The sequence below is a fragment of the Nguyenibacter vanlangensis genome (assembly GCF_038719015.1).
GTDB classification, from domain to species: domain Bacteria; phylum Pseudomonadota; class Alphaproteobacteria; order Acetobacterales; family Acetobacteraceae; genus Gluconacetobacter; species Gluconacetobacter vanlangensis.
This window is the reverse complement of record NZ_CP152276.1, coordinates 4079014-4101946: the sequence shown is the minus strand read 5'-3', so window position 1 is coordinate 4101946 and position 22933 is coordinate 4079014. Positions and strand designations below refer to the sequence as shown.

The 22933-nt window shown below is 68.5% G+C and carries 21 protein-coding genes; 8 read left to right on the top strand and 13 right to left on the bottom strand.

All coding sequences use genetic code 11. From position 1 onward, the window contains the following. The first annotated feature begins 1 nt into the window (after position 1). On the top strand, positions 2-1027 hold the full coding sequence (locus AAC691_RS19175) for an NAD(P)/FAD-dependent oxidoreductase (RefSeq protein WP_342628113.1): 1026 nt from the start codon (positions 2-4) through the stop codon (positions 1025-1027). Positions 1028-1168: 141 nt separating this feature from the next. Further along, complete coding sequence (alr, locus tag AAC691_RS19170; protein WP_342628112.1) at positions 1169-2308, top strand: alanine racemase; 1140 nt, start codon at positions 1169-1171, stop codon at positions 2306-2308. A gap of 77 nt (positions 2309-2385) precedes the next feature. Here the strand turns inward: alr and AAC691_RS19165 are convergent, their stop codons facing one another. Continuing rightward, the gene (locus AAC691_RS19165) at positions 2386-2646 is read right to left on the bottom strand and encodes a hypothetical protein (RefSeq protein WP_323990148.1); all 261 of its coding nucleotides are present in this window, start codon (positions 2644-2646) and stop codon (positions 2386-2388) included. 323 nt (positions 2647-2969) lie between these two features. Beyond that, positions 2970-4793, bottom strand: coding sequence for a translational GTPase TypA (typA, locus tag AAC691_RS19160; RefSeq protein WP_342628111.1), 1824 nt, complete (start codon positions 4791-4793; stop codon positions 2970-2972). 232 nt (positions 4794-5025) lie between these two features. Between typA and AAC691_RS19155 the strand changes: the two genes are divergently transcribed. From AAC691_RS19155 to AAC691_RS19145, 3 genes are read left to right on the top strand one after another with little or no spacing between them, the layout of a single operon-like run. Further along, positions 5026-6078 (top strand): ATP-binding cassette domain-containing protein, encoded by a 1053-nt coding sequence (locus tag AAC691_RS19155; RefSeq protein ID WP_342628110.1) that lies wholly within the window; start codon positions 5026-5028, stop codon positions 6076-6078. Beyond that, a complete protein-coding gene (locus AAC691_RS19150) occupies positions 6075-6905 on the top strand; it encodes an ABC-2 family transporter protein (protein ID WP_342628109.1) in 831 nt (276 codons plus the stop codon). The genes AAC691_RS19155 and AAC691_RS19150 overlap by 4 nt, the downstream gene beginning before the upstream one ends. Continuing rightward, positions 6902-7693 carry an ABC-2 family transporter protein gene (locus tag AAC691_RS19145; RefSeq protein WP_342628108.1) on the top strand — a complete coding sequence of 264 codons (792 nt, stop codon included), beginning with the start codon at positions 6902-6904 and terminating at the stop codon, positions 7691-7693. The genes AAC691_RS19150 and AAC691_RS19145 overlap by 4 nt, the downstream gene beginning before the upstream one ends. An 18-nt stretch (positions 7694-7711) precedes the next feature. Here the strand turns inward: AAC691_RS19145 and AAC691_RS19140 are convergent, their stop codons facing one another. After that, a complete protein-coding gene (locus tag AAC691_RS19140) occupies positions 7712-8743 on the bottom strand; it encodes an adenosine kinase (protein ID WP_342628107.1) in 1032 nt (343 codons plus the stop codon). Positions 8744-9076: 333 nt separating this feature from the next. Here AAC691_RS19140 and AAC691_RS19135 point away from each other — a divergent pair, with 333 nt between their 5' ends. Then, the gene (locus tag AAC691_RS19135; protein ID WP_374729342.1) at positions 9077-9760 is read left to right on the top strand and encodes a polymer-forming cytoskeletal protein; all 684 of its coding nucleotides are present in this window, start codon (positions 9077-9079) and stop codon (positions 9758-9760) included. Between the two features lie 174 nt (positions 9761-9934). On the opposite strand, the gene AAC691_RS19130 is transcribed toward AAC691_RS19135, so the two are convergent. After that, positions 9935-10660, bottom strand: a complete 726-nt coding sequence (locus tag AAC691_RS19130) for a GcrA family cell cycle regulator (protein ID WP_342628106.1) — start codon at positions 10658-10660, stop codon at positions 9935-9937. Positions 10661-10847: 187 nt separating this feature from the next. Further along, positions 10848-12029 carry a ribonuclease D gene (rnd, locus tag AAC691_RS19125; protein WP_342628105.1) on the bottom strand — a complete coding sequence of 394 codons (1182 nt, stop codon included), beginning with the start codon at positions 12027-12029 and terminating at the stop codon, positions 10848-10850. Positions 12030-12177: 148 nt separating this feature from the next. Here rnd and queF point away from each other — a divergent pair, with 148 nt between their 5' ends. Then, a complete protein-coding gene (queF, locus tag AAC691_RS19120; RefSeq protein WP_176641542.1) occupies positions 12178-12657 on the top strand; it encodes a preQ(1) synthase in 480 nt (159 codons plus the stop codon). 41 nt (positions 12658-12698) lie between these two features. Here the strand turns inward: queF and atpC are convergent, their stop codons facing one another. The 6 genes from atpC to AAC691_RS19090 form a co-directional block, all read right to left on the bottom strand. Further along, a complete protein-coding gene (atpC, locus tag AAC691_RS19115) occupies positions 12699-13112 on the bottom strand; it encodes an ATP synthase F1 subunit epsilon (protein WP_342628104.1) in 414 nt (137 codons plus the stop codon). A gap of 173 nt (positions 13113-13285) precedes the next feature. Continuing rightward, positions 13286-14767, bottom strand: a complete 1482-nt coding sequence (atpD, locus tag AAC691_RS19110) for a F0F1 ATP synthase subunit beta (RefSeq protein WP_176640016.1) — start codon at positions 14765-14767, stop codon at positions 13286-13288. A gap of 46 nt (positions 14768-14813) precedes the next feature. Continuing rightward, the gene (locus AAC691_RS19105; RefSeq protein WP_342628103.1) at positions 14814-15695 is read right to left on the bottom strand and encodes a F0F1 ATP synthase subunit gamma; all 882 of its coding nucleotides are present in this window, start codon (positions 15693-15695) and stop codon (positions 14814-14816) included. A 16-nt stretch (positions 15696-15711) separates the two neighbouring features. Further along, positions 15712-17250 (bottom strand): F0F1 ATP synthase subunit alpha, encoded by a 1539-nt coding sequence (gene atpA, locus AAC691_RS19100; RefSeq protein WP_342628102.1) that lies wholly within the window; start codon positions 17248-17250, stop codon positions 15712-15714. Continuing rightward, positions 17250-17846, bottom strand: coding sequence for a F0F1 ATP synthase subunit delta (locus tag AAC691_RS19095; protein WP_342628101.1), 597 nt, complete (start codon positions 17844-17846; stop codon positions 17250-17252). The genes atpA and AAC691_RS19095 overlap by 1 nt, the downstream gene beginning before the upstream one ends. 152 nt (positions 17847-17998) lie before the next feature. Further along, positions 17999-19258, bottom strand: a complete 1260-nt coding sequence (locus tag AAC691_RS19090; RefSeq protein ID WP_342628100.1) for a LacI family DNA-binding transcriptional regulator — start codon at positions 19256-19258, stop codon at positions 17999-18001. A 152-nt stretch (positions 19259-19410) separates the two neighbouring features. Here AAC691_RS19090 and AAC691_RS19085 point away from each other — a divergent pair, with 152 nt between their 5' ends. Further along, on the top strand, positions 19411-20196 hold the full coding sequence (locus AAC691_RS19085) for an SDR family oxidoreductase (protein ID WP_342628099.1): 786 nt from the start codon (positions 19411-19413) through the stop codon (positions 20194-20196). Here AAC691_RS19085 and AAC691_RS19080 read toward each other — a convergent pair. Next, positions 20147-21664, bottom strand: coding sequence for an MFS transporter (locus tag AAC691_RS19080; protein WP_408906019.1), 1518 nt, complete (start codon positions 21662-21664; stop codon positions 20147-20149). The genes AAC691_RS19085 and AAC691_RS19080 overlap by 50 nt on opposite strands. Positions 21665-22136: 472 nt before the next feature. After that, the gene (locus AAC691_RS19075) at positions 22137-22874 is read right to left on the bottom strand and encodes a glyoxalase superfamily protein (RefSeq protein ID WP_342628097.1); all 738 of its coding nucleotides are present in this window, start codon (positions 22872-22874) and stop codon (positions 22137-22139) included. Positions 22875-22933 lie beyond the last annotated feature (59 nt).

Below are 22933 nucleotides of genomic sequence, written 5' to 3'. Positions count from 1 at the left end.
CATGACGGACGCCCACCCTCTTTCGACCGACGTCGCCATCATCGGCGCGGGCCCGACCGGCCTGTTCGCGGCGTTCGAATGCGGCATGCTGAAACTGGATTGCGTGCTGATCGACGCGCTGGACCATATCGGCGGCCAATGCGCGGCGCTGTATCCGGAAAAGCCGATCTACGACATCCCGGCGCATCCGGCGATCGAGGGCGCGGCCCTGGTCGAGGCCCTGGACCGGCAGATCGCCCCCTTCGCCGTGCCGCGCCTGCTGGGCCGCCGGGTCGAGCGGCTGGCAGGCCATCGCGGCGCCTTCACCCTGGGCACCGACCGAGGCGACGTCATCCATGCCCGGGCGGTGATCATTGCCGCCGGGGCGGGCGCCTTCGGCCCCAACCGGCCGCCCTTGGCCGGGCTGGAGGGATTCGAGGCCAGCGGCGCGGTGCAGTATTACGTCCGGCGCCGGGCCGAATTCGCCGGCACGCGCATCGTCATCGCCGGCGGCGGCGATTCCGCCATCGACTGGGCCCTGTCGCTGCAGGACGTGGCCGAGAAGATCTGGCTGGTCCATCGCCGCGACCGTTTCCGGGCCGCCCCGGAAAGCCTGCGCCAGCTCGACGAGGCCGTGGCGGCCGGACGGATCGAGAAGGTGGTGCCCTATCAGTTGCATGGCCTGCACGGCACGGATGGCGAGTTGGACGGCGTCGAGGTGACGACGCTGGACGGCGAACGGCGCCTCCTGCCCGGCAACCGGCTGCTGCCCTTCTTCGGCCTGTCGACCGATCTGGGCCCGATCGCGCAATGGGGGATCGATTCGATCCGCAGCACCATTCCCGTCGTGCCGTCGAGCTGCGAGACCAGCCTGCCGGGCGTCTTCGCGGTGGGCGACGTCGCCGCCTATCCGGGCAAGCTGAAACTGATTCTGCAGGGATTCAGCGAGGGCGCGATGGCGGCCCATGCCATCCACCCGATCGTCCGGCCCGACACCGCGCTGCATTTCGAATATTCCACCAGCAAGGGCGTGCCGCACCGCACCTGACTCCCGAGCCCGAACCCCGGGCCTGAACGCGGGATTTGTCACGGGGTGGATTTGTAATACGATCACCGCACGACCCGCCCCGGAGCCCGCGATGCGTTCCACCCAGCGCCGGCCGGCCAGCGGCCGGCGGCCCGTCCTTCCATGCTGACGGCGGACGACCCGTCCCCGCTGCCGCCATCCTGGGCCGGCGGCATCCTGACCATCGACCTCGACGCGCTCGCCGCCAATTACCGGTCGCTGCGGGACAGGCTCGCGCCTGGAATCGTCTGCGCCGCCGCGGTCAAGGCCGACGCGTACGGGCTGGGGGCCCGGAAGGTGGTGCCGGTGCTGCATGCCGCCGGCTGCCGGACGTTCTTCGTCGCCCACCTGGCCGAAGGGGTTGAAATCCGTCCCCTGCTGGACGCGGACAGCACCATCGTCGTGCTGAACGGCGCCATGCCGGGCACCGAGGCCGACCTGCACGCGCACGGGCTGGTGCCCGTCCTGAACAGCGTCGAGCAGGTTGCGGCATGGCGGAGCCTGGCACGGGTGCGCGGCACATCTCTGCCCGCCGTGCTGCAGGTCGATAGCGGCATGTCGCGCTTCGGCCTGTCCGAGGACAATCTGCGGGCGATGGCGGACCGGCCCGACGCCCTGGCGGGCATCACCCCCCTGCTGGTCATGAGCCACCTGGCCTGCGCGGACGAGCCCGCGCACCCGGCCAATCACGCCCAGCGCGCGTCCTTCCTGCGCCTGCGGGACCTGCTGCCCCCCGTTCCGGCCAGCCTGGCGGCGTCGTCGGGCCTGTTCATGGGCGACGTGTGGCATTTCGACATGGTGCGCCCCGGCGCCGCGCTGTACGGGATCAATCCCACGCCCGGCTGGCCCAACCCGATGCGGCCGGTGGTGCGCCTGCAGGCACGGATCGTCCAGACGCGCATGATCGGCCCCGGCACGGCCGTGGGCTACGGCGCGGCCTTCATCGCCGACCGGCCCAGCCGCATCGCGACCCTGGCCGTGGGCTACGGCGACGGATTCCCCCGCGCGATCGGCGGCCACGGCACCGCGATCCTGCCAGCCCGGCCCGAGATCGGGCTGCCGATCGTCGGCCGGATGTCCATGGACTGCCTGGCGGTGGACGTGACCGAGCTGGACGACACGCCGCTGCCCCCCGGCACGGCGCTGGACCTGATCGGCCCGCATTGCCCCATCGAGGCCGCCGCCCTGGCCGCCGGCACGATCGGGTACGAACTGCTGACCGGGCTGGGCGCGCGCTATCACCGGATCTATACCGCAAAATGAAAAGAGCGGAGACGCGACTGCGTCTCCGCTCTTCCATCCGGGCCGGACCGCAATCCGGCCGTGGCGTGATCAGGCGATCACTTCGAGGGCGCGGCGGCCTTCTTCTTGTGATGCTTGTGGTGGCCGTGCTTCTTCGGCGCTTCGGTCGGGGCGGCCGGAGCAGCCGGGGCGGTCGGAGCGGCAGGCGCAGCCTCGGGCGCCGCCGGGGCCGCGGGAGCAGCCGGAGCGGCGGGCGCGGCCGGAGCTGCCGGGGTTTCCTGCGCCATCGCCGGAACGGCGGCGCCGATCAAGGCAACGGTGGACAGGGCGGCCAGGAACCGACGAGTCGAAACGATCATTGAATCTCTCCAGAAATCAGGACGTCATCCCAATGCCTGGACCGCGAGCCGGGGATTATCTTGCCGATTCGGGCGAGTAAGCGACACCGTACACGGTCCGTGCCCGCCGTTGCTAGCACGCCGGACCGCCCTCGTCTCGTATTAAAATCATATAAGGAAACGATATTTTGTAAGTTTTGCCTCAATTGCAACGCAATCGCAATTTTAAAAGGATTACGAAATATGTCTTCCCTGGGAAATGCCCCGCGCACCCGGCCGATCCGCGCGGCCGGGACCCCCCGTCCGCACATCCTGGCCGGGCGCGCCTGGACGACGCGCCGCGATCAGGCGGAAGCACCCTGGCGCTCGCGCTTCTTGCGCTCATGCGGGTCCAGGTAGCGCTTGCGGATACGCACCGCCGTCGGCGTCACCTCGACCAGCTCGTCATCCTCGATATAAGCGATCGCCTGTTCCAGGCTCATCTTGCGCGGGGGCGTCAGCAGCAGCGCGTCATCCTTGCCGGCGGCGCGGATGTTCGTCAGCTTCTTTTCGCGGATCGGGTTCACTTCCAGGTCGTTTTCCCGCGAATGCTCGCCGATGATCATGCCGACATAGACCTTTTCGCCGGCATCGACGAACAGCGTGCCGCGATCCTGCAGCGAGAACAGCGAATACTGGGTCGTCGCCCCGTCTTCGGACGAGATCAGCGATCCGTTGCGCCGACCCTCGATCGGCCCGGCCCAGGGCTGGTACCCCGCGAACAGGCGGTTCATGATGCCCGTGCCGCGCGTATCGGTCAGGAACTCGCCGTGATAGCCGATCAGCCCGCGCGAGGGGATCAGGAAGGTCAGGCGCACCTTGCCGCCGCCCGAGGGCTGCATGTCCTGCATCAGGCCCTTGCGCAGGGCCATCTTTTCCACGACCACGCCGGAATAGGGCTCATCGACGTCGATCAGCACTTCTTCGAACGGCTCCTCGCGCTCGCCCGTCTCCTCGTTGGTGCGGAACAGCACGCGCGGCCGGCCGATCGTCAGTTCGAAACCCTCGCGGCGCATCGTCTCGATCAGCACGCCAAGCTGCAATTCGCCGCGGCCCGCGACCTCGAACGCCTCGCTTTCGGGGCTGTCGGTCACGCGGATGGCGATATTGCCCTCGGTTTCCTTGAACAGGCGGTCGCGGATCTGGCGCGACGTCACCTTCTTGCCCTCGCGCCCGCCCAGCGGGCCGTCATTCAGGCGGAAGGTCATCGACAGGGTCGGCGGATCGACCGGGGTCGAGGCCAGCGGCTCGGTGATCTCGGGCGCGGCGATGGTTTCGGGAATGGTCGCCTCGGACAGGCCCGCGACCGCGATGATGTCGCCGGCCTCGGCCTCCTCCACCGGCACGCGATCCAGCCCGCGGAAGGACAGCAGCTTGGTCAGGCGCCCGGTCTCGACCACCGAGCCGTCGGGGCGCAGCACGCGCACCGGCATGTTGACCTTCGCCCGTCCCTGCTCCACCCGGCCGGTCAGCACGCGACCCAGGAAATTGTCGTTTTCCAGGATGGTGGCGACCATGGCGAAGGGCGCGTCCTTGTCCACCTGCGGCGGCGGCACGTGCCGCACGATCAGGTCGAACATCGGCGCCAGGTCCTTGCGCGCGCCTTCCAGTTCCTCATCCGCCCAGCCCTGGCGGCCCGACGCGTAGAGCATCGGGAAATCCAGTTGCTCGTCATTCGCGCCCAGCGCGGCGAACAGGTCGAAGATCTCGTTATGCACCTCGTCCGGGCGGGCGTCGCCACGGTCGATCTTGTTCACCACCACGATCGGCTTCAGCCCGCGGGCCAGCGCCTTGCCGACCACGAACTTGGTCTGCGGCAGCGCGCCCTCGGCGGCGTCGACCAGGACCACCGCGCCGTCCACCATGCTGAGGATGCGCTCGACCTCGCCGCCGAAATCGGCGTGGCCCGGCGTGTCGATGATGTTGATGCGGGTGTCCTTCCAGACCACCGACGTGCATTTCGCCAGAATGGTGATGCCGCGCTCGCGCTCCAGGTCGTTGCTGTCCATGGCGCGTTCGGCGACATGCTGGTTCTCGCGGAACGAACCGGACTGCTTGAGCAACTGGTCCACCAGCGTCGTCTTGCCATGGTCGACGTGGGCGATGATGGCGATATTGCGAATATCCATAACGTGTGTGACCTGACTTCCTTCGCGGGCACCCGACGGGCGTGCCGGGCCGCCCGCGTGCCCTTGCGTCACGGAGCGGACCGACGGATGATTCCGTATTCCCGGCGGTAGATAGAGGGGAGCGGCGCGGATTGCACGCGAAACTTCACCACGCGCAACGCCGCCCCCCAAATGCTACTCTCAAAATACTACCCAGGCCGCCCCGCGCCCGACACAGCCCTCGCCGGACCCCATGACCCTGCCGCCCGCCCGCATCGTCGTCGAAGATCTGTCCAAGAGCTACCGCATCGCCGCCCCCGCCAGGCCCCCCGGCGCCGGGCGACGCCTCGGTTTTTCCCTGGGCTTTTCCCGGGGCTTTTCCCTGGCCCTGCCATTCGCCCCCCGGCGCCGGCGCGTGATCGAGGCGCTGCGCGACGTCAGCTTCACGATCGCGCCGCACACGATCACCGGGCTGATCGGCCCGAACGGCGCCGGAAAATCCACGCTGATCAAGATCCTGTCGGGGATCCTGCGCCCCAGCGCCGGCCATGTCCGCATCGGCGGCCTGATCCCCTGGGCCGACCGGATCCGGCATGTGGGGCGGATCGGCGTCGTCTTCGGCCAGCGCTCGCAGCTCTGGTGGGACCTGCCGGTCGATGGCGGCTTCGCCCTGCTGCGCGACATCTATCGCGTGCCGCCCGACGCCTATCGCGTGCGGCGCGCCCGGCTGGTCGAGACGCTGCGGCTGGAGGGCATCCTGGACCAGCCGGTGCGCCAGCTCTCGCTGGGCCAGCGCATGCGTGCCGAACTGGCGGCCGCCCTGCTGCACGCCCCGCCGCTGCTGATCCTGGACGAACCCACGATCGGCCTGGACGCGCCGTCGAAGCTGGCGGTGCGCGCCTTCATCCACGACCTCAACCGGCAGGAGGGGACGACCGTCCTGCTGACCACCCATGACATGCACGACATCGAGGCGCTGGCCCGGCGCGTCATCGTCATCGGCCATGGGCGGGTGCTGGCCGACAGCCCGTTCGAGACCCTGCGCGCCACCACCCTGTCGGGCCGGCGGCTGGTCGCCAGCTTCGACGGGACGGTGCCCCCGATCGCGCTGCCGGACGGCGTGACCCGCCTGTCGGACGGCGAGGGCGTGCTGGAACTGGATTTCGACCCTGCCCGCGTCCCGGCCGCCGACCTGGTCCGGCTGCTGGACGCGGCCGGGGGCAGGCTGGCCGACATCAGCATCGTCCGCCCGTCGATCGAGGACGTGATCAGCCGCTTCTACGAACGCCACGGCGCCGCGGAATGATGGCCGCACGCCCCTATCTGGCCGCCTTTCGCGCCCGCTGGCAGGTGACGACGCGCCACCGCGCCGCGGCCCTGGCCGGCTTCGTCACCCAATGCTGGTGGGGGGCGGTCAATATCATGATCTATGCCGCCTTCTATGCCGGATATGGGGGAACAGGCCACGGGGCGTTCACCCTGCGCCAGACCGTCACCTATGTCTGGATCATGCAGGGCGCGCTGGCCCTGATGCCGTGGGGGTGCGATCCGGATATCGCGCTGGCCGTGCGCAGCGGCGCGGTCTCGCACGACCTGCTGCGGCCGGTGGATATCTGGTGGTGGTGGTTCTGCCGCGCCGCCGCGCGCATCCTCGGGCGGCTGGTGCCGCGCGCGGTGCTGATGGCGGGATTCGCCGGGCTGGCGCTGAAGCTGGCCGGGCTGGATGCATGGGCGCTGCACGCGCCGGCTTCGGCCGCCGACGCGGTCCTCTTCACCCTGTCGATCCTGCTGGGCCTGGCGCTTTCGGCGGCCATCACCGTGCTGCTGAACATCGTGACGGTGCGCACCCTCTCGCCGCTGGGGGCGAATGCGGTCATCACGCCGCTGTCGCTGATCCTGTCGGGCAACATGCTGCCGCTGGCCCTGTTTCCGGACAAGGCGCAGGTGCTGCTTCTGCTGCAGCCCTTCGCCGGACTGGGCGACCTGCCCTGCCGGTTCTGGCTGGGCACATTGCACGGTCCGCGCGCGGCCATGGCCCTGGGCCAGCAGGCCGCCTGGGTCGCGCTGCTGACCCTGGCCGGCCGGGCGGCCCTGCGGCGGACCCTGGCCCGGCTGGAGGTCCAGGGCGGATGAACGGGGTCAGGCTCTGGCTGCGCTATCTGCGCGCCTCGCTGGCCGGTCAGGTCCGCTATCCGGGCGCCTTCGCGCTGCAGCTCGCGGGGCACCTGGCCACCACGCTGATGGGTTTCGCCGCGATCCTGATCCTGTTCCGCCGCTTCGGCACCCTGCATGGCTGGAGCGTCGGACAGGTCGCGCTGTTCTACGGCCTGGTGAATGTCGAATTCGCCCTGGCCGAGATGGTCGGGCGCGGCTTCGAGGCGTTCGGCGAGGAGTTTCTGAGCACCGGGGAATTCGACCGCGTCCTGCTGCGCCCGCGCTGGACGGTGCTGCAGGTCCTGGGCCACCAGTTCCGGCTGCGGCCGTTGGCCCGCCTGGCGCAGGGCGGCGCGATCCTCGCCATCGGCCTGGCGACGGCGCAGGTGCGGCCCGCTTTGTTCAGCCTGCCGATGCTGGCCTGGACGATCGCGGGCGGCGTCGCCTTCTTCCTGGGGGTCCTGGTCGGGCAGGCGGCCCTGTCCTTCCGCACGATCGAAAGCCTGGAGGTCGCGAACGTACTGACCTATGGCGGGGTCGAGGCCGGGCAATATCCGTTCGACCTGTATGCGCGCTGGTTTCGCGTGCTGATGACCTATGTCGTGCCGCTGGGGGCCATCAGCTACGCGCCGGTACTGGCGATCCTGGGCCGCGCGCGGCAGCCCACGCTGGCCTGCCTGGCGCCGGCGGCGGGCTTCGCCTTCCTGGCGCTCATGCTGGGCATATGGCAGGCGGCGGTCCGCCGCCACGCCTCGAACGGAACATGAAAGAGCCCGGCAGGCGTCCTACAGCGCGATATCCTGCCGCAGGTTGAGCAGCGGGCGCGCCCCGAAATGCGAGATGATCTCCGACGCCGCCACACTGCCCAGCCGGCCGCATTCCGCCAGGGTCCGGCCCGACGTCCAGCCGGCCAGAAAGCCCGCGGCATAGGCGTCGCCCGCGCCGGTCGTGTCGACCACCTGGGTCGCCACGGGGGCGACGTCGATCCGCTCATCCCCCCTGATGATCACGCTGCCCTGCGCCGAACGGGTCAGGACCGCGAAATGCGTGTCGGCCGCGGCATGGGCCGCGGCGGCCGCGAAATCCTCGGTCTGGTACAGCGAACAGACTTCCTCTTCATTCGCGAACAGGATGTCGACATGTCCCCTGACCAGCGCGCGGAAGGCATCGCGATGGCGCGCGACGCAGAACGGGTCGGACAGGGACAGCGCCACCTGCCGCCCGGCCCCGTGCGCCAGCGCCGCGGCATGGCGGAACGCGTCCTGCGCGTGGGGGGGATCGAACAGATAGCCTTCCAGATAGGTCACGCGGGCGCTGGCGACGATGTCGGCCATGACGTCTTCGGGCCCGAACGACACGCAGGCGCCCAGATAGGTGTTCATCGTCCGCTGCCCGTCCGGCGTGACCATGACCAGGCAGCGCGCGGTGGGCTGGCGGCGCGCGATGGCGCCGGTCAGGAACGAGGACGGGAAATGAATGCCCGAATCCCGCAAATCTGCGGCGAAGGTGCGGCCCGGGCCGTCATCGGCCACCTTGCCCAGATAGGCGACGCGCGCGCCCATGTTGGCCGCCACGACACAGGTATTCGCCGCCGATCCGCCGCCCATCTCCCGCTCGCGCGGGATCATGTCGTACAGCGCCTCGGCCCGCGTGGCGTCGATCAGCATCATGCTGCCGGGAATCATGTCCTGCGCGATCAGAAAGTCCGGTTCGACGGGCGCCAGCACGTCGATGATCGCATTGCCGATCCCCAGAAGGTCGAACCGGCATTCCGCCGCCTCTCCGTCCGCCGTATCCTTCTCAATCGACACAGACATTTCGCTCCTTCGGCCCCGGCGGCAGCATCTTCCGTTCGCCCGCCATCAAATGGACAAGATCGTCATCCAGACGCCGGCACGCGCTCGGAGCCCGTCATTCCCGGACGGGCTCTAACATCGGAAGGGAGACGCCCGCAATGGAACAGATTTCATGTGCGGATGCTTGACGCATGGTGCTTGTTCGGCTCCGATCCCTGCGTGTAATCGTTCCTGACATCGGTTTTTCGAAAAATCCGGCTTTCCCGGAAAGCCCGGATTCTCCAGAAGACCCCTGTCCCTGACCGGCCGGGCCCCCACCCGGCGCCACCCTATCGAAGACCAGCGGGGTATCTTTTGTTCAAACGACGCAAGCCAGAAGACGACGCCCCCGCCCAAGGCGGGTCGTCCTCGGCCGGCCGCCCGGCCAGTCCGCAGACGCATTTCCCGCCGCCGCCGGCGGGTGGCCGGCCCCTCTCTCCCGTCGCGGCATCCGGCACCGCATCCCCCTCTTCTCCCCCGTCCAAGGAATCTGCCGCCATGGCTCGTGCCCCCTTTCCTCCCGCGCCGCCCCCGTCCCCCGCTCCGGTTCCCGGCGCCGCCCAGCCGGTCCGCCCCGGCATGCCGCAGGGCCAGCGCAAGGAAAATCTCGACCGCCGGACCCTGGTCGTGGGCCGCGGCATCAGCGTGCAGGGCACGATCCAGGACGCCGAGCGCCTGGTGGTCGAAGGCACGGTCGAATCGTCGATGATTCACGCCCAGGAACTGCAGGTCGCCCATGGCGGCATGTTCCGTGGCGAGGTCGAGGTCGAGGACGCGGACCTGGCCGGCACCATCGACGGCACGCTGACCGTGCGCGGCAGCCTGACGATCCGCGCCACGGGACGCCTGCTGGGCAAGGCGAAATGCCGCCGCCTGCAAGTCGAGGATGGCGGCCAGGTGACCGGCCATCTGGAAATGATCACCGGCACCGCCCCCCTGCCGGCCGGCCTGGACACCCCGGCTCCGGCCGCCGCGCCGGAAGAGCCCGAGACGATCTGAACCTGACCGTCCGGCCGGACGTGAATCCGGCCGGACGTCCGGCGCACAGGCGAAAAAAAAGGCCGTCGCGGATCGAGACTCCGCAACGGCCTTTTTTCTATCGTGACAGGCAGGCAAAGAGAGTATTCAGTTCCCCCTGACGCAAGCCCCGGTCAAGCCCCGGTCAAGCCCCGATCAAGCCACGTTGTCGCGCCGGTCGCGCAGCTTCACATAGGCCAATTGCGCATGTTCGGCGCAGTACGGCTTGCCGGGCACCGGGGTCGCGCCACAGAAATGAAAGCCCGGCGTGCCCGGATCGCCCAGCGGCCAGCAACAGGTCAGGCCGCTGCGACGCGGCGCGGGCGTGCCGACCGCGCGCAACGGCGGACGGGCTTCGACACGGGTTTCGGCCGGCCCGGCCTCGGACGCCCCCTGCCGGGCGGCAACCGCTGGGACCGGGGCGACCGCCGGCGCGGCAGCCGGGGCAACGGCCGGAGCGTCAGGCGTCGGACCGCCAGGCGCGACAGCGGCCGAAGCGGCAATCTGGCCGGGGACCGGACGGACCTCGGCCGGAACGGTTTCCGCCGCGATCGGGACCGTAGCAATGGGGGCGGCAGCGATGGGCGCAACCTTCGGCGCATCCCCATGCAGCGGGGTCACGTTCGCCGTCGGCGCGGCAGCGGACGCGGGTGCCGCCGCCGCAACCGGCTTGGACTCCATGCCCCTGGACTCCGTGGCACGGGCAGGCGCCGCTGGACGGCGGATCGGCGATGGGCGCGACTGGAGACCAAGGCGATGCGCCTTGCCGACGACCGCGTTTTTCGTCACCGCAAGCTGACGCCCGATTTCGGCCGTCGACAATCCCTGCTGCCAAAGCTCGCGAAGACGGGCGATCGTCTCCTCGGTCCATTCCATAGCCATGCCATCTCTCCTTACGAAGGATGCACGGACACTAATCCTATATCGTGGGGACACTCAACAGTTCGACCACAAAATCTTGTGGACAAGGCTGGGTATAACCTGTTCACAACCCCTGTAAAACCAGCGCATGCCCGCAGCCGGCCCCGTCGTTACGCATACGATCGAAAGTCGTGGTTCCGACGGGCCGTCAGATGCGGGCCCGCCTGATCCGCGTGCCGTCGACCCCCAGCAGCATCTGCCCGGATTTCAGCGCCAGCGCGTCGTCGCCGAACACCTTGCGCCGCCAGCCCTGCATCAGCGGCAGGTCGGGCTCGGCCTCCAGCGCCAGCCGGTCGAGATCGTCCGCGGACGCCACCAGGCGCGGCGCCACGTCATGCTCCTCGCAGCACGCCGCCAGCAGCACCTTCAGCAGCGCGACCAAAGCGGGGGACGGGCGCTGACCCTCCCGCGCCTTCGGCGGACGCGGCAGGGCGCTGTCGGGCAGCGCCTTGGCGTCCGCCAGGGCCTCCAGCAGGCCGGCGCCGCCCTTGCCCTCGGCGAAACCGCGCGACACGCCCCTGATCCGGGCCAGCGCGTCGGGATCGGCGGGCGCTGTCGCGGCGATCTCCAGCAGGCTTTCATCCTTCAGCAGGCGCTGGCGCGGTACGTTCACCCGCTGGGCCTCGCGCTCGCGCCAGGCGGCGATGGCCCGCAGGATGCCCAGCATGCGCCGGTTCGCGGTGCGCGGACGCATGCGCTCCCACATCGTCTCGGGGTCCGGGCGAAAGGTGGCGGGAACGGACAGCACCGCCAGTTCCGCCGCGACCCAGTCCAGTCGCCCCTCGCGGCCCAGCCGGTCCAGCAGCACCTGATAGACGGTGCGCAGATGGGTGACGTCGGCGGCGGCATAGCTGATCTGCGCCGGAGACAGCGGGCGCGCCGACCAGTCGGAAAAACGATGGGTCTTGTCGATATGCGCCCCGGTCAGGGACGAGACCAGATTGTCATAACCGACCTGGTCGCCATAGCCCGCCACCATCGCCGCGACCTGGGTATCGAACAGCGACTCCGGCAGCCGGTCGAACAGATGCAGGAAAATTTCCAGGTCCTGCCGTGCCGCATGGAACACCTTGACGACGGCCGGATCGTCCAGCAGCGCCCCCAGCGGGGCCAGGTCGATGCCGGCGGCCAGGGTGTCGACCACCACGACGTCGGCCTGGCCGGCCAACTGCACCAGGCAAAGTTCCGGCCAATAGGTCCGTTCGCGGACGAATTCGGTATCGATGGTCACGAACGGCTCCTGCCGCAACCGTTCGATGACGGCAGTCAGTTCGTCGGTGGTGGTGATCAGCACAGGATCGGGGAATTCGGCTTTGGATGCGTGCGCCATACGGCCTTGTTACCATGGCGTCCGCGCGGTGTGAAAGCGCCGCCGCCCGAAAACGGGCGGCAAACAGGACGCTTGACGGGCCGGAGGCGGCTCTGACATCACCCCGATCCGAGACGACGCCCCTTTTCTTGCGCAAGGAAACCCCGACGTGAGCGCACCTTCCCGCCCCGATGACGGCAGCCAGACGCTGACCCAGCTCGGCAAGCCGACGATCCAGCCCGCCAGCCCCGAGGACGCGACGCTGGAGCGCGTCCCCGCGCCCTATCGCGACCGGCGCTATCTTGTGCGTTTCACCGCCCCGGAATTCACCTCGCTCTGCCCCGTGACCGGCCAGCCGGACTTCGCGCACCTGGTCATCGACTATGTGCCCGATCAGTGGATCGTCGAAAGCAAGTCGCTGAAACTGTTCCTGACCAGCTTCCGCAACCACGGCGCGTTCCACGAGGCATGCTCGGTCCAGATCGCGACCACCCTGGTCGATCTGCTCAATCCGGTCTGGCTGCGGATCGGCGCCTACTGGTATCCGCGCGGCGGCATGCCGATCGACGTGTTCTGGCAGAGCGGCACCCCGCCCGAAGGGGTCTGGATTCCGCCGCAGGACGTCCCCGGCTATCGCGGGCGCGGCTGACGCGCCGCACGGCAGCCGCCGCGCGGCGGCTGCGATCCGCTCTACGCCGCCGCGCCGCCCGCGGCTTCGATCTCGGCGCGAACCGACTGCATCTTGGCCATCAGCAGGTCCAGGGCCGGTACATCCATCTTGTCCGCTGCGTCATAGGACGCCTGCAACTCCTGCAGGCGCGCCTGGGCGGCCTCGACCGACAGGTCGGACAGCGCGGTGGCCGCGTCCGCCAGGATCGTGCAGCGGGTCGCCGTCATGTCGGCAAACCCGCCCGCGACGAAGAACCGGTCCGTCACCTTGCCGTCCTGATGCAGTTCGACGACACCGCCACGCAGCAGCATCATCATCGGCGCATGGTCGGGCATGGCGGCGATGTCGCCTTCCAGACCCGGGATCACCGCCATATCGACCGCGCGCGAGAAGAGAACCTTCTCGGGGCTGACGATCTCGACCTCAATCGGCATGGCCTGTCTTCCTTAAAGCAGATCGCGACGAGGCGCCGGCCTCGTTGCGCGACGATGCGCGCGGCACGCTGGAGCACTCCGTCATTCGACGAATCACACGAACTGCTCCGGTCTTCCGGCTTTCAAAGCCTCACCGGGGCACCCGGGGGGGCGCCCCTTCAGGACATGGCCGATCAGGCCGTTTCCTTCATCTTCTCGGCCTTGGCCACCGCTTCCTCGATCGAACCGACCATGTAGAAGGCGCCTTCCGGCAGATGGTCATATTCGCCGGCGACGATCGCCTTGAACGAGCGCACCGTGTCTTCCAGCGACACCAGCTTGCCCGGCGCGCCGGTGAAGACTTCAGCAACGTGGAACGGCTGCGACAGGAAGCGCTGGATGCGGCGCGCGCGCGCCACCAGCAGCTTGTCGTCCTCGGACAGTTCGTCCATGCCCAGGATCGCGATGATGTCCTGCAGCGATTTGTAGGTCTGCAGGATGCGCTGCACGTCGCGGGCGACCTGGTAATGTTCCGCGCCCACGATCTTGGGATCCAGCGAGCGCGAGGTCGAATCCAGCGGATCGACGGCCGGATAGATGCCCATCTCGGCGATCGAGCGGTTCAGCACCGTGGTCGCGTCCAGATGGGCGAAGGTCGCGGCCGGCGCCGGGTCCGTCAGGTCGTCGGCCGGGACATAGACCGCCTGGACCGAGGTGATCGACCCCTTCTTGGTCGAGGTGATGCGTTCCTGCAGCGCGCCCATCTCGGTCGCGAGCGTCGGCTGATAGCCCACCGCCGAGGGAATGCGCCCCAGCAGCGCCGAGACCTCGGCGCCCGCCTGGGTGAAGCGGAAGATGTTGTCGACGAAGAACAGGACATCCTGGCCTTCCTCGTCACGGAAATACTCGGCCAGCGACAGGCCCGACAGCGCGACGCGCGCACGGGCACCCGGCGGCTCGTTCATCTGGCCATAGACCAGCGCCACCTTCGAGCCCTCGGTCGTGTCCTCGCCCAGCTTGATCACGCCGGCATCCTGCATTTCGTAATACAGGTCGTTGCCTTCGCGCGTGCGCTCGCCGACGCCGGCGAACACCGACACGCCGCCATGCGCCTTGGCGATGTTGTTGATCAGCTCCTGGATGATGACGGTCTTGCCCACGCCGGCGCCGCCGAACAGGCCGATCTTGCCGCCCTTCAGATAGGGGCACAGCAGGTCGACGACCTTGATGCCGGTCACCAGGATCTCGCTGGCCGCCGCCTGCTCGTCGAAGGCGGGCGCCTTGCGGTGGATCGTATAGCGCTTCTCGGCCTTGACCGGGCCGCGATCGTCGATCGGCTCGCCGATCACGTTCAGGATGCGGCCCAGCGTGCCGGGGCCGACCGGAACCGAAATCTGCGCGCCGGTCGCCACGACCTCGGCGCCGCGGATCAGGCCATCGGTCGAGTCCATGGCGATGCAGCGCACCTCGTGCTCACCGATCTCCTGCGCCACTTCCAGCACGAGGGTCTGGCCGTTGAACGAGACGTGCAGCGCATCGAGGATATGCGGCAGCGTGCCCTCGAACTGCACGTCGACCACCGCGCCGCGGACCTGGGTCACGCGACCGACGACGTTGCTGTTCTGCGACTGGCCCTGCGTGGCGACAGGAGCCTGGTACTGTGTGGTGTCCGACATGGGTTAGCTCCTGCGGCGAGGAAACGAAATCGGTCCGGGCATCGGCTCAGACCGCCTGGGCGCCCGAGATGATCTCGATCAGTTCGTTGGTGATGTTGGTCTGGCGCGTGCGGTTATAGGTCAGCGTCAGCCGGTCGATCGCCTTGCCCGCATTGCGGGTGGCGTTGTCCATGGCCGTCATCCGCGCCCCCTGCTCGCCCGCAGCGCTTTCCAGCATGGTGGCATAGAGCTGGACCTGCAGGTTGCGCGGCAGCAGGCTGGCCAGCAATTCTTCTTCGCCGGGCTCGAATTCATAGGCCGGGGCGTCGATCGCGGGCGCGCCGTCATTGGCCGGCACCGACAGCGGCACCAGTTGCAATTCGGTCGGCGTCTGCGACATGACGTTGCGGAAGCGGTTATAGACGACGGTACAGACGTCGAATTCCCCCGTCTCCAGCATCGCGGCGATCCGCCCGCCCAGTTCGGCCGCGGCCGAGAACGGGACCTCCTTGCCGCCCGAACCATGGACATGGCCGACCATCAGCGCCGAGAATTCCCGCATCAGGTAGTCATGGCCCTTGCGCCCCACCGGCAGCAGGCGGACGGTCTTGCCCTCGGCCTGCAGGCGGCGGATCAGGTCGCGCGTCGTGCGGTTGATGTTGGCGTTGAACGCGCCGGCCAGGCCGCGATCGCTGGTCATCGGGATCAGCAGATGGACCTTGTCGGCCCCCGTGCCGGCCAGCAGCTTCGGCAGGGCGGCCTCGCCCCGGGTGCCGGCCGCCAGTTCCGCCAGCATCCGGCGCATCGCCGCCGCATAGGGACGCGCGGCCTCGGCGCGGGCCTGCGCCCGGCGCAGCTTGGCCGCCGCCACCATCTTCATGGCGCTGGTGATCTTCCGCGTCGATTTGACGCTGCCGATCCGCGCGCGAAGTTCCTTGAGGGATGCCATGGATGCCGGCCTGCCCTCAGCCCGCGAACTGACGGCCGAAGCGCGTCAGGAACTCGGTCAGACGGGTTTCGGTTTCCTTGGTGATCTGCCGCTCGGTGCGGATCGAATCCAGGATGTCCTTGCCCGCGGTGCGCAGTTCGGACAGCAATTGCCGCTCATAGGCGATGACCCGGTCCACCGCCACCGCATCGACGAAGCCGCGGGTGCCGGCGAACAGGATGCAGACCTGCTCCTCGACCTGCAGCGGCGAGGTCTCGGGCTGCTTCAGCAGCTCGACCAGGCGCGCGCCGCGGGCAAGCTGCTTCTGCGTCGCCGGATCGAGGTCCGAGGCGAACTGCGAGAAGGCGGCCATTTCGCGATACTGCGCCAGTTCCAGCTTGATCTTGCCGGCAACCTGCTTCATCGCCTTGATCTGCGCGGCGGAACCGACGCGCGACACCGAGCCGCCGACATTCACCGCCGGACGGATGCCGCGATAGAACAGGTCGGTTTCCAGGAACACCTGGCCGTCGGTGATCGAGATCACGTTGGTCGGGATATAGGCCGACACGTCGCCTGCCTGGGTTTCAATGACCGGCAGCGCCGTCAGCGACCCGGCGCCATAGGCGTCGGACATCTTCGCCGCGCGCTCCAGCAGGCGGGAATGCAGATAGAACACGTCGCCCGGATAGGCCTCACGCCCCGGCGGACGGCGCAGCAGCAGCGACATCTGGCGATAGGCGACCGCCTGCTTCGACAGATCGTCATAGACGATCAGCGCATGCATGCCGTTGTCGCGGAAGAATTCGCCCATGCTGCAGGCGGCATAGGGCGCCAGATACTGCATCGGCGCCGGGTCGGACGCGGTGGCCGCGACCACGATGGAATAGTCCATCGCGCCCGCTTCCTCCAGCGTGCGGACCAGTTGCGCCACCGTCGAGCGCTTCTGCCCGATCGCGACATAGATGCAGTACAGCGACTTCTTGTCGTCGCCCAGCGCGTTGACCTGCTTCTGCGCGACGATGGTGTCGATCAGGATGGCGGTCTTGCCGGTCTGGCGATCACCGATGACCAGCTCGCGCTGGCCGCGCCCGATCGGCACCAGCGCGTCGATCGCCTTGATGCCGGTCAGCATCGGCTCGCCGACCGACTGGCGCGGCATGATGCCCGGCGCCTTGACGTCGGCGCGCTTCATGATCACGTCGCCGACCAGCGGCCCCTTGCCGTCGATCGGCGTGCCCAGCGCGTCGACCACGCGGCCCAGCAGCGCCTTGCCGGTCGGGACCTCGACCACCTTGCCGGTACGGGCGACCGTATCGCCTTCACGCATGTCGGAATCGTCGCCGAAGATGACCACGCCGACATTGTCGTTTTCCAGGTTCAGCGCCATGCCGCGCTGACCGGTGGCCGGGAACTCGACCATCTCGCCGGCCTGGACGTTCCGCAGGCCATAGACGCGGGCGATCCCATCGCCGACCGACAGGACGGTGCCCGTCTCGGCCACGTCGACCGGGTTGTCGAACGTGGCGATCTGCTGCTTGAGGATATCCGAAATCTCGGCGGGACGGATTTCCATCACGCGGCTCCCTTCATGGCGTGGTGCAGGCGGGTCAGGCGAGAACGGAGACTGGTGTCGTACAGCCGCGCGCCGACGCGCACGACCAGACCGCCCAGCAGCGCCGCATCGACGCGCTCCTGAATATTGACTTTGGAATAGCCGGCCTCGGCGAGGCGGCTCCGAAGCTGGATGCGCTGCAGGTCCGTCAGGGGATGGGCCGAAACGACCTCGGCCACGGTCTCGCCCCGGCGGGCGGCGGCGATCGCCGCCAGCGCGTCAAGGATCTCGGCCAGCCTGGACAGGCGGCGGTTGCGGGCGACGACGCCCGCGAAATTACGGATGATCGGGCCGAATCCCTGCGCATCGAGGACGGCGTTCAGCGCGCGCGTGGCCTCGGCGACGTCGAGCGTACGATCCGTCAGAAGGGTGCGGAATTCGGCGCTGCCGCCGATCAGGCGCGACAGGGCCGCGGCCTGGTCCAGAACGGCGTCAAGCTGCCATTGATCGGCGGCGAGGTCATAGAGGGCCGTCGCGTAACGACCAGGCAGGCCATTGGCAACGGAGGCGATCGGTATTGTTGTCGTTCCACCCGAAACCACGGTCGGCCTTTCCATCCCAGATCCAGAACACTGCCAGCATGCCGGCGGCCGGGAGAGTCTCCCGCCTGCCGCTGGCCGGGCGTCTAGCATGCTGACCGATACGGCGCAACAAGACGATGAAGCCCGTGTAATATATGATGCGTCCGCATGCCGCCCCGCCCGTCCGGTCAGGCCGGCATGCGCGCCACGGTTGCGTCGGCTCCAATCGTTTCGGCCCCGATCGTTTCAGCCCCGGCCGTTTCAGCCCAGGCCGTTTCAGCCCCGGCCATTTCGCCCCTGGCCGTCTCGGCGGCGCGGAACAGGGTGGTCTCGCGCCGGACCAGGGTCACGCCCAGATCGACGATCCGCGGCACGTCGCGCCGCCCGGCCAGCAGGTCCAGCACCATGCGGCCGGTCCGTTCGCCGATCGCCCGGAAATCCACCGCGACCGTCGTCAGCGCCGGCACGACCTGGCGACCGATCTCGAACCCGCCGAAGCCGATCAGCGACATATCCTCGGGCACCCGCACCCCCCGGCGGTGGCACTCCATCAGCGCCCCCACCCCCACCAGGTCCGACACCGCGAACACGGCCTGCACCTTCGGCGCGCGGTCCAGCAGATGTCCCATGGCCCGCGCGCCATGGGTGAAGGACACCGGCGGATTGCCCATGCGCAGCACCAGCGCATCGGACAGTCCGGCCTCGCGCAGGGCTTCGGCGAAACCGTCCAGGCGCTCGCCGCCGCGATGGTCGCAGGACAGGCCGTCGCCCTCGGCGCCCAGCGCGCCGATGCGCCGATGGCCCAGCGCGATCAGGTGGCGCGCCGCCATGCGCCCGGCCTCGCGGTTCGAATAGCCGACCATGGGATGGACGGGCCGGCCGGCCAGCCCGGCCATCTGCACGATCGGGATCGCCTCGGGCGCCAGCATGCGGCGCAGGGTCGGGCCGCGCGGACCGGCCGGCAGCACCAGGGCCTCGGCCCGCCTTCCCAGCATGTCGCGCACATGGCGCAGCATCTCGCCCTCGTCGTAATCGGTATAGCCGATCAGCAATTCGTATCCCGCGCCGCGGATGATTTCCGTCAGGCCACGCGCCGCGTCGGCGAAATTGGTGTTGGTCAGGGTCGGCAGGATCAGCCCGACGAAGCCGCTGCGCCGGGTCGACAGGGCCTCGGCCGCGCGATCGGGGACATAACCCAGCTCGGCGATCGCCCGCTCGACGGCGCGGCGCGTCTCCGCGCGCACCAGGTGGGGCGCGCGCAGGGCGCGCGAGACGGTCATGCGCGAGACCCCGGCCCGGGCCGAGACATCCATGATGGTCGGGCGCACGCCGGGCTCCCGCAGCTCCGGCACCGGAACGGTGGACAACGCAGGGCGGGCGGTATCGGCAATGGGCGCGGGGGCCGGGGATGGCGCCGGGGCCGCGCGTGTCGTCCGCGTGTCTGACATGCCTGCCCGTCCCTCCCGCCCCGCCTCGCTCACGCAAACTTATAGGCCCCAAGGGCGCAAAGCCGCGCCCGCAATATGGACAAGGCCGTGCCGTTCCTGTCCGGATAGACATCCCATCATAAGAATCCAAACATGAACAGGAAATGTCTGCCATGCCGATATTGCCGATCTTCGACCTGACCGGACGCCTGGCGCTGGTCACCGGTTCCAGCGGCGGAATCGGCCTGGCGATCGCCGCGGGCCTGGCCGATGCCGGGGCCCATGTCATCCTGAACGGACGGGACGCCGACCGGCTGGAACACGCCGCCGCCACGCTGCGCGAGACCGCGCCGGAAGGCGGCGCGCGCACCGTCCTGACCCGCGCCTTCGACGTGACGGACCGCGCGGCGGTCGAGGCCGGGGTGCGCAAGATCGAGGATACGGACGGCCCGATCCGCATCCTGGTCAACAATGCCGGCATCCAGCGCCGCGCGCCGCTGGACGCCTTCCCGCCCGAGGACTGGGCCGAACTGATGCGCACCAACCTCGACAGCGTCTTCTTCGTCGGCACCGCCGTCGCGCGCCACATGATCCCGCGCGGCGCGGGCAAGATCATCAATATCGGCAGCGTGCAATGCGAACTGGCGCGGCCCGGCATCGCGCCCTACACCGCATCCAAGGGGGCGGTGAAGAACCTGACGAAGGGCATGTGCGCCGACTGGGCCCGGCACGGGCTGCAGGTCAACGCGATCGGCCCGGGCTATTTCGAAACGCCGCTGAACCGCGCGCTGGTCGAGGACCCCGAATTCAATGCCTGGCTGAAGAAGCGCACCCCGGCCGGCCGCTGGGGCCGGGTCGAGGAACTGCAGGGGGCGGCCGTCTTCCTGGCCTCGGACGCATCGTCCTTCGTCAACGGCCAGACATTATATGTCGATGGGGGCGTATTGTCGGTCCTGTGACTGGCGGCGGGACGGAAACCTCCAGCAGCGCGCGGACCGCCTGCGCGCTGCGGAGCGCCCGCGCGCCCGTCGAAAGCAGCCCCAGCCCGGCGATCACGCCCGACAGCGCGACCATGCCCCACCACACGCCGTGGCTGGCCTGGGGCAATTGCGCCATCGCCGCGCGCCCGTCCGCCGCGCCGCGCATCGCCACGCCGGTCATGGTCCCCGACAGGGCGATACCCAGCAGCGCGCCGACCTGCCGGCTGGTCGAGGCCAGGCTGGCCGCCAGCCCCGCCTGGTCGCGCGGCATGCCGGACACCGCCGCGTTGGTGATCGGCGCGTTGCACAGCCCGAACCCGCATCCGCACAGCCCATAGGCCGCCAGCAGCACCCCCAGCGGGGTCGCGGCGGCCAGCCCGGTCAGCAGCAGCGCCCCACCCCCCAACCCCGCCGCCGACAGCAGCAGCGGCAGCCGCGCGCCCCGCGCCGCCACCAGCCGCCCCGACAGCGGCGCGCAGGCCACCACCCCCAGCGCGAAGGGCAGGGTGCAGAATCCGGCCCGCAGGGCGCTGAATCCCCGCACATCCTGCAGATAGAGCGTGTTGAGGAACAGAAAGCCGCTGAAGATCGCAAAGGCGCAGATCGCGATCAGGATCGCCCCGGTGAAGGGCAGCGCGCGGAAGAAGCGCAGATCCAGCAGCGGCAGGGCGCGCCGCCGCTCGACCAGGACCAGCGCGGCCAGTCCGGCCGCCGACAGGGCCAGCGCCAGGCGGATCGGCAGGGCATGCCAGCCGTAATCGCGCGCCTCGATCAGCCCGGCGGTCAGCGCCGCCAGGCTCAGCGCGACCAGGCACTGCGCCGGGCCATCGACGGGGCGCACCCGCGCCGCGCGCGATTCGGGAATGAAGCGCAGGGTCAGCAGCATCGCCGCCAGCCCGATGGGCAGGTTGATCCAGAACACCGATCGCCAGCCGGCATAGGTCGTCAGCACGCCGCCGGCCACGGGGCCCAGCGCCAGCGCGACCCCCGACATCGCGCCCCAGATGCCGATCGCCCGCGCCCGGGCCGCCGGGTCGACGAAGACATTCGCGACGATCGACAGCGCGACCGGATTCAGCATCGCCCCGCCCACCCCCTGGAACGCCCGGGCCAGCACCAGCGCGGTCGCGCCGGGCGCCATGCCGCACAGGGCCGAGCCCAGGCAGAACAGGGCGATGCCGGCCAGGAAGATGCGGCGGCGGCCAATTCGATCGGCCGTCGAACCCGCCAGCACCAGCAGGCTCGCCACCGCCAGCGTATAAGCGTCGACCACCCATTGCAGGGTGGACAGCCGGCCGCCGAGCGCGCCGCGAATCGCGGGCAGCGCCACGTTGACGATCGTCACGTCCATCATGACCAGCAGCAGGCTGAGACAGCATATGGCCAGCACAAGACCCGGGCGCGGGCCGCGCTCACAGGAAGACGCAGTCACACCGGGGCGGAACATACGGAAATCGGACATGAGAGGCCGGAAAAGGATGGAGCGGGCGAAGAAACCTTAATTCCGCCTCTAATCCATTGGTCAACGGGCAACTTTTTGAGTTGCAAAGGCATCATAGCCTTCCACTTGGCCTCGTTTCAAGACCTTGTCGAATGGCCCCACGAACATCTCGGAGGAATCGTCTCGCGTCCGAGTCGCTTCCCCGATCCGCCGGACCATCGGCATCTCGACGGAGGCGCAGATGGGTGCCATGCACTCACTCCCATGCGACGCGCCTCTCGACCATGCCCTGCACCGCATGTAGGCCGAGCGAACACGCGATTCAGCCCGCTCCGCTACCCCGCGCGCTGACGGTCTTCTCTTCTCAAGGAACCGCCATGATGCCGTGCCGCCCTGTTCGCGCAATTTGAGCCCCTCAAAAGCGAAATGGCTGTCTGCCCCCTCGTCGTATGGAAGCAGACAACCTTTACACCTCAAATCAGTCGGCTAAAACAAGATCAAGATTACGCGGTGTATCTGGTAGCGGGCTTGGGCGTTCATCCCCTTCCGCAAGGCCAAAGGACAAATTCGCAGCCCGAAAGACACCTGTACCCGAACCAAATAAAATGCCAAATCCTACATACACTGCTTCATCTGGCACCTCGATCGTGACAGTACGGTGCGTCCATCCGGTCGTGCCGGTAATCGGACCAGCAGGTCCCCGGTTCAAACCCAGATTCTCGAATGCCAGTGCATCTCGGCTCTGACCACGCGCATGAATCCAGATTCGGCCGTTGCCTATGGCGCTCACGCAGCTTATTTGCGCGCGGAAACTGACTGATTTACCTCGGTAAGGCACTGCGGAAATGCGTTGCATAACCGTCAAAAACTCGCCTGCCTTCGCGACAGCCACCCTCTCTTGCGGAGCGCGGCTTTCAATCAGTAGAGCCGGCTTACGATCTGGACCGGCATCAGGTAACAAGTCATGACGAAATAAATCTGAGCGACCGCTGACAAACCAGCCCTCCGGCACTTTGCCATGACTGGCCGCGCTCTCTGCATCCTGCTGGATATTTGAACTATCTGGACCTATTTGCGCAGCCAGCACATTCCAATCTGCATGGCCAAGCTGTTTAGCGACCAGTTCCAAAGCAGTAGAATGGCTGATCCTCAAATCATGTTCAGCCAATGCTTCACGCAGGATACGCGCCATCGTTTTAGGGTGGGGAGTTCGCATATTCGTATCTCCGTCCGTAGCGAACGACGGATCGAGGTCAGGGCCTGCATTCCCGACAT

Coding starts and splice junctions, on each gene's coding strand:
- AAC691_RS19085 (WP_342628099.1), top strand. CDS start 19,411: ATGCCGATATTGCCGATCTTCGACCTGACCGGACGCCTGGCGCTGGTC.
- AAC691_RS19140 (WP_342628107.1), bottom strand. CDS start 8,743: ATGTCTGTGTCGATTGAGAAGGATACGGCGGACGGAGAGGCGGCGGAA.
- AAC691_RS19155 (WP_342628110.1), top strand. CDS start 5,026: ATGACCCTGCCGCCCGCCCGCATCGTCGTCGAAGATCTGTCCAAGAGC.
- AAC691_RS19105 (WP_342628103.1), bottom strand. CDS start 15,695: ATGGCATCCCTCAAGGAACTTCGCGCGCGGATCGGCAGCGTCAAATCG.
- AAC691_RS19090 (WP_342628100.1), bottom strand. CDS start 19,258: ATGTCAGACACGCGGACGACACGCGCGGCCCCGGCGCCATCCCCGGCC.
- AAC691_RS19095 (WP_342628101.1), bottom strand. CDS start 17,846: ATGGAAAGGCCGACCGTGGTTTCGGGTGGAACGACAACAATACCGATC.
- alr (WP_342628112.1), top strand. CDS start 1,169: ATGCTGACGGCGGACGACCCGTCCCCGCTGCCGCCATCCTGGGCCGGC.
- atpD (WP_176640016.1), bottom strand. CDS start 14,767: ATGTCGGACACCACACAGTACCAGGCTCCTGTCGCCACGCAGGGCCAG.
- AAC691_RS19145 (WP_342628108.1), top strand. CDS start 6,902: ATGAACGGGGTCAGGCTCTGGCTGCGCTATCTGCGCGCCTCGCTGGCC.
- rnd (WP_342628105.1), bottom strand. CDS start 12,029: ATGGCGCACGCATCCAAAGCCGAATTCCCCGATCCTGTGCTGATCACC.
- typA (WP_342628111.1), bottom strand. CDS start 4,793: ATGGATATTCGCAATATCGCCATCATCGCCCACGTCGACCATGGCAAG.
- AAC691_RS19130 (WP_342628106.1), bottom strand. CDS start 10,660: ATGGCTATGGAATGGACCGAGGAGACGATCGCCCGTCTTCGCGAGCTT.
- AAC691_RS19150 (WP_342628109.1), top strand. CDS start 6,075: ATGATGGCCGCACGCCCCTATCTGGCCGCCTTTCGCGCCCGCTGGCAG.
- AAC691_RS19080 (WP_408906019.1), bottom strand. CDS start 21,664: ATGTTCCGCCCCGGTGTGACTGCGTCTTCCTGTGAGCGCGGCCCGCGC.
- AAC691_RS19175 (WP_342628113.1), top strand. CDS start 2: ATGACGGACGCCCACCCTCTTTCGACCGACGTCGCCATCATCGGCGCG.
- AAC691_RS19165 (WP_323990148.1), bottom strand. CDS start 2,646: ATGATCGTTTCGACTCGTCGGTTCCTGGCCGCCCTGTCCACCGTTGCC.
- atpC (WP_342628104.1), bottom strand. CDS start 13,112: ATGCCGATTGAGGTCGAGATCGTCAGCCCCGAGAAGGTTCTCTTCTCG.
- atpA (WP_342628102.1), bottom strand. CDS start 17,250: ATGGAAATCCGTCCCGCCGAGATTTCGGATATCCTCAAGCAGCAGATC.
- AAC691_RS19075 (WP_342628097.1), bottom strand. CDS start 22,874: ATGCGAACTCCCCACCCTAAAACGATGGCGCGTATCCTGCGTGAAGCA.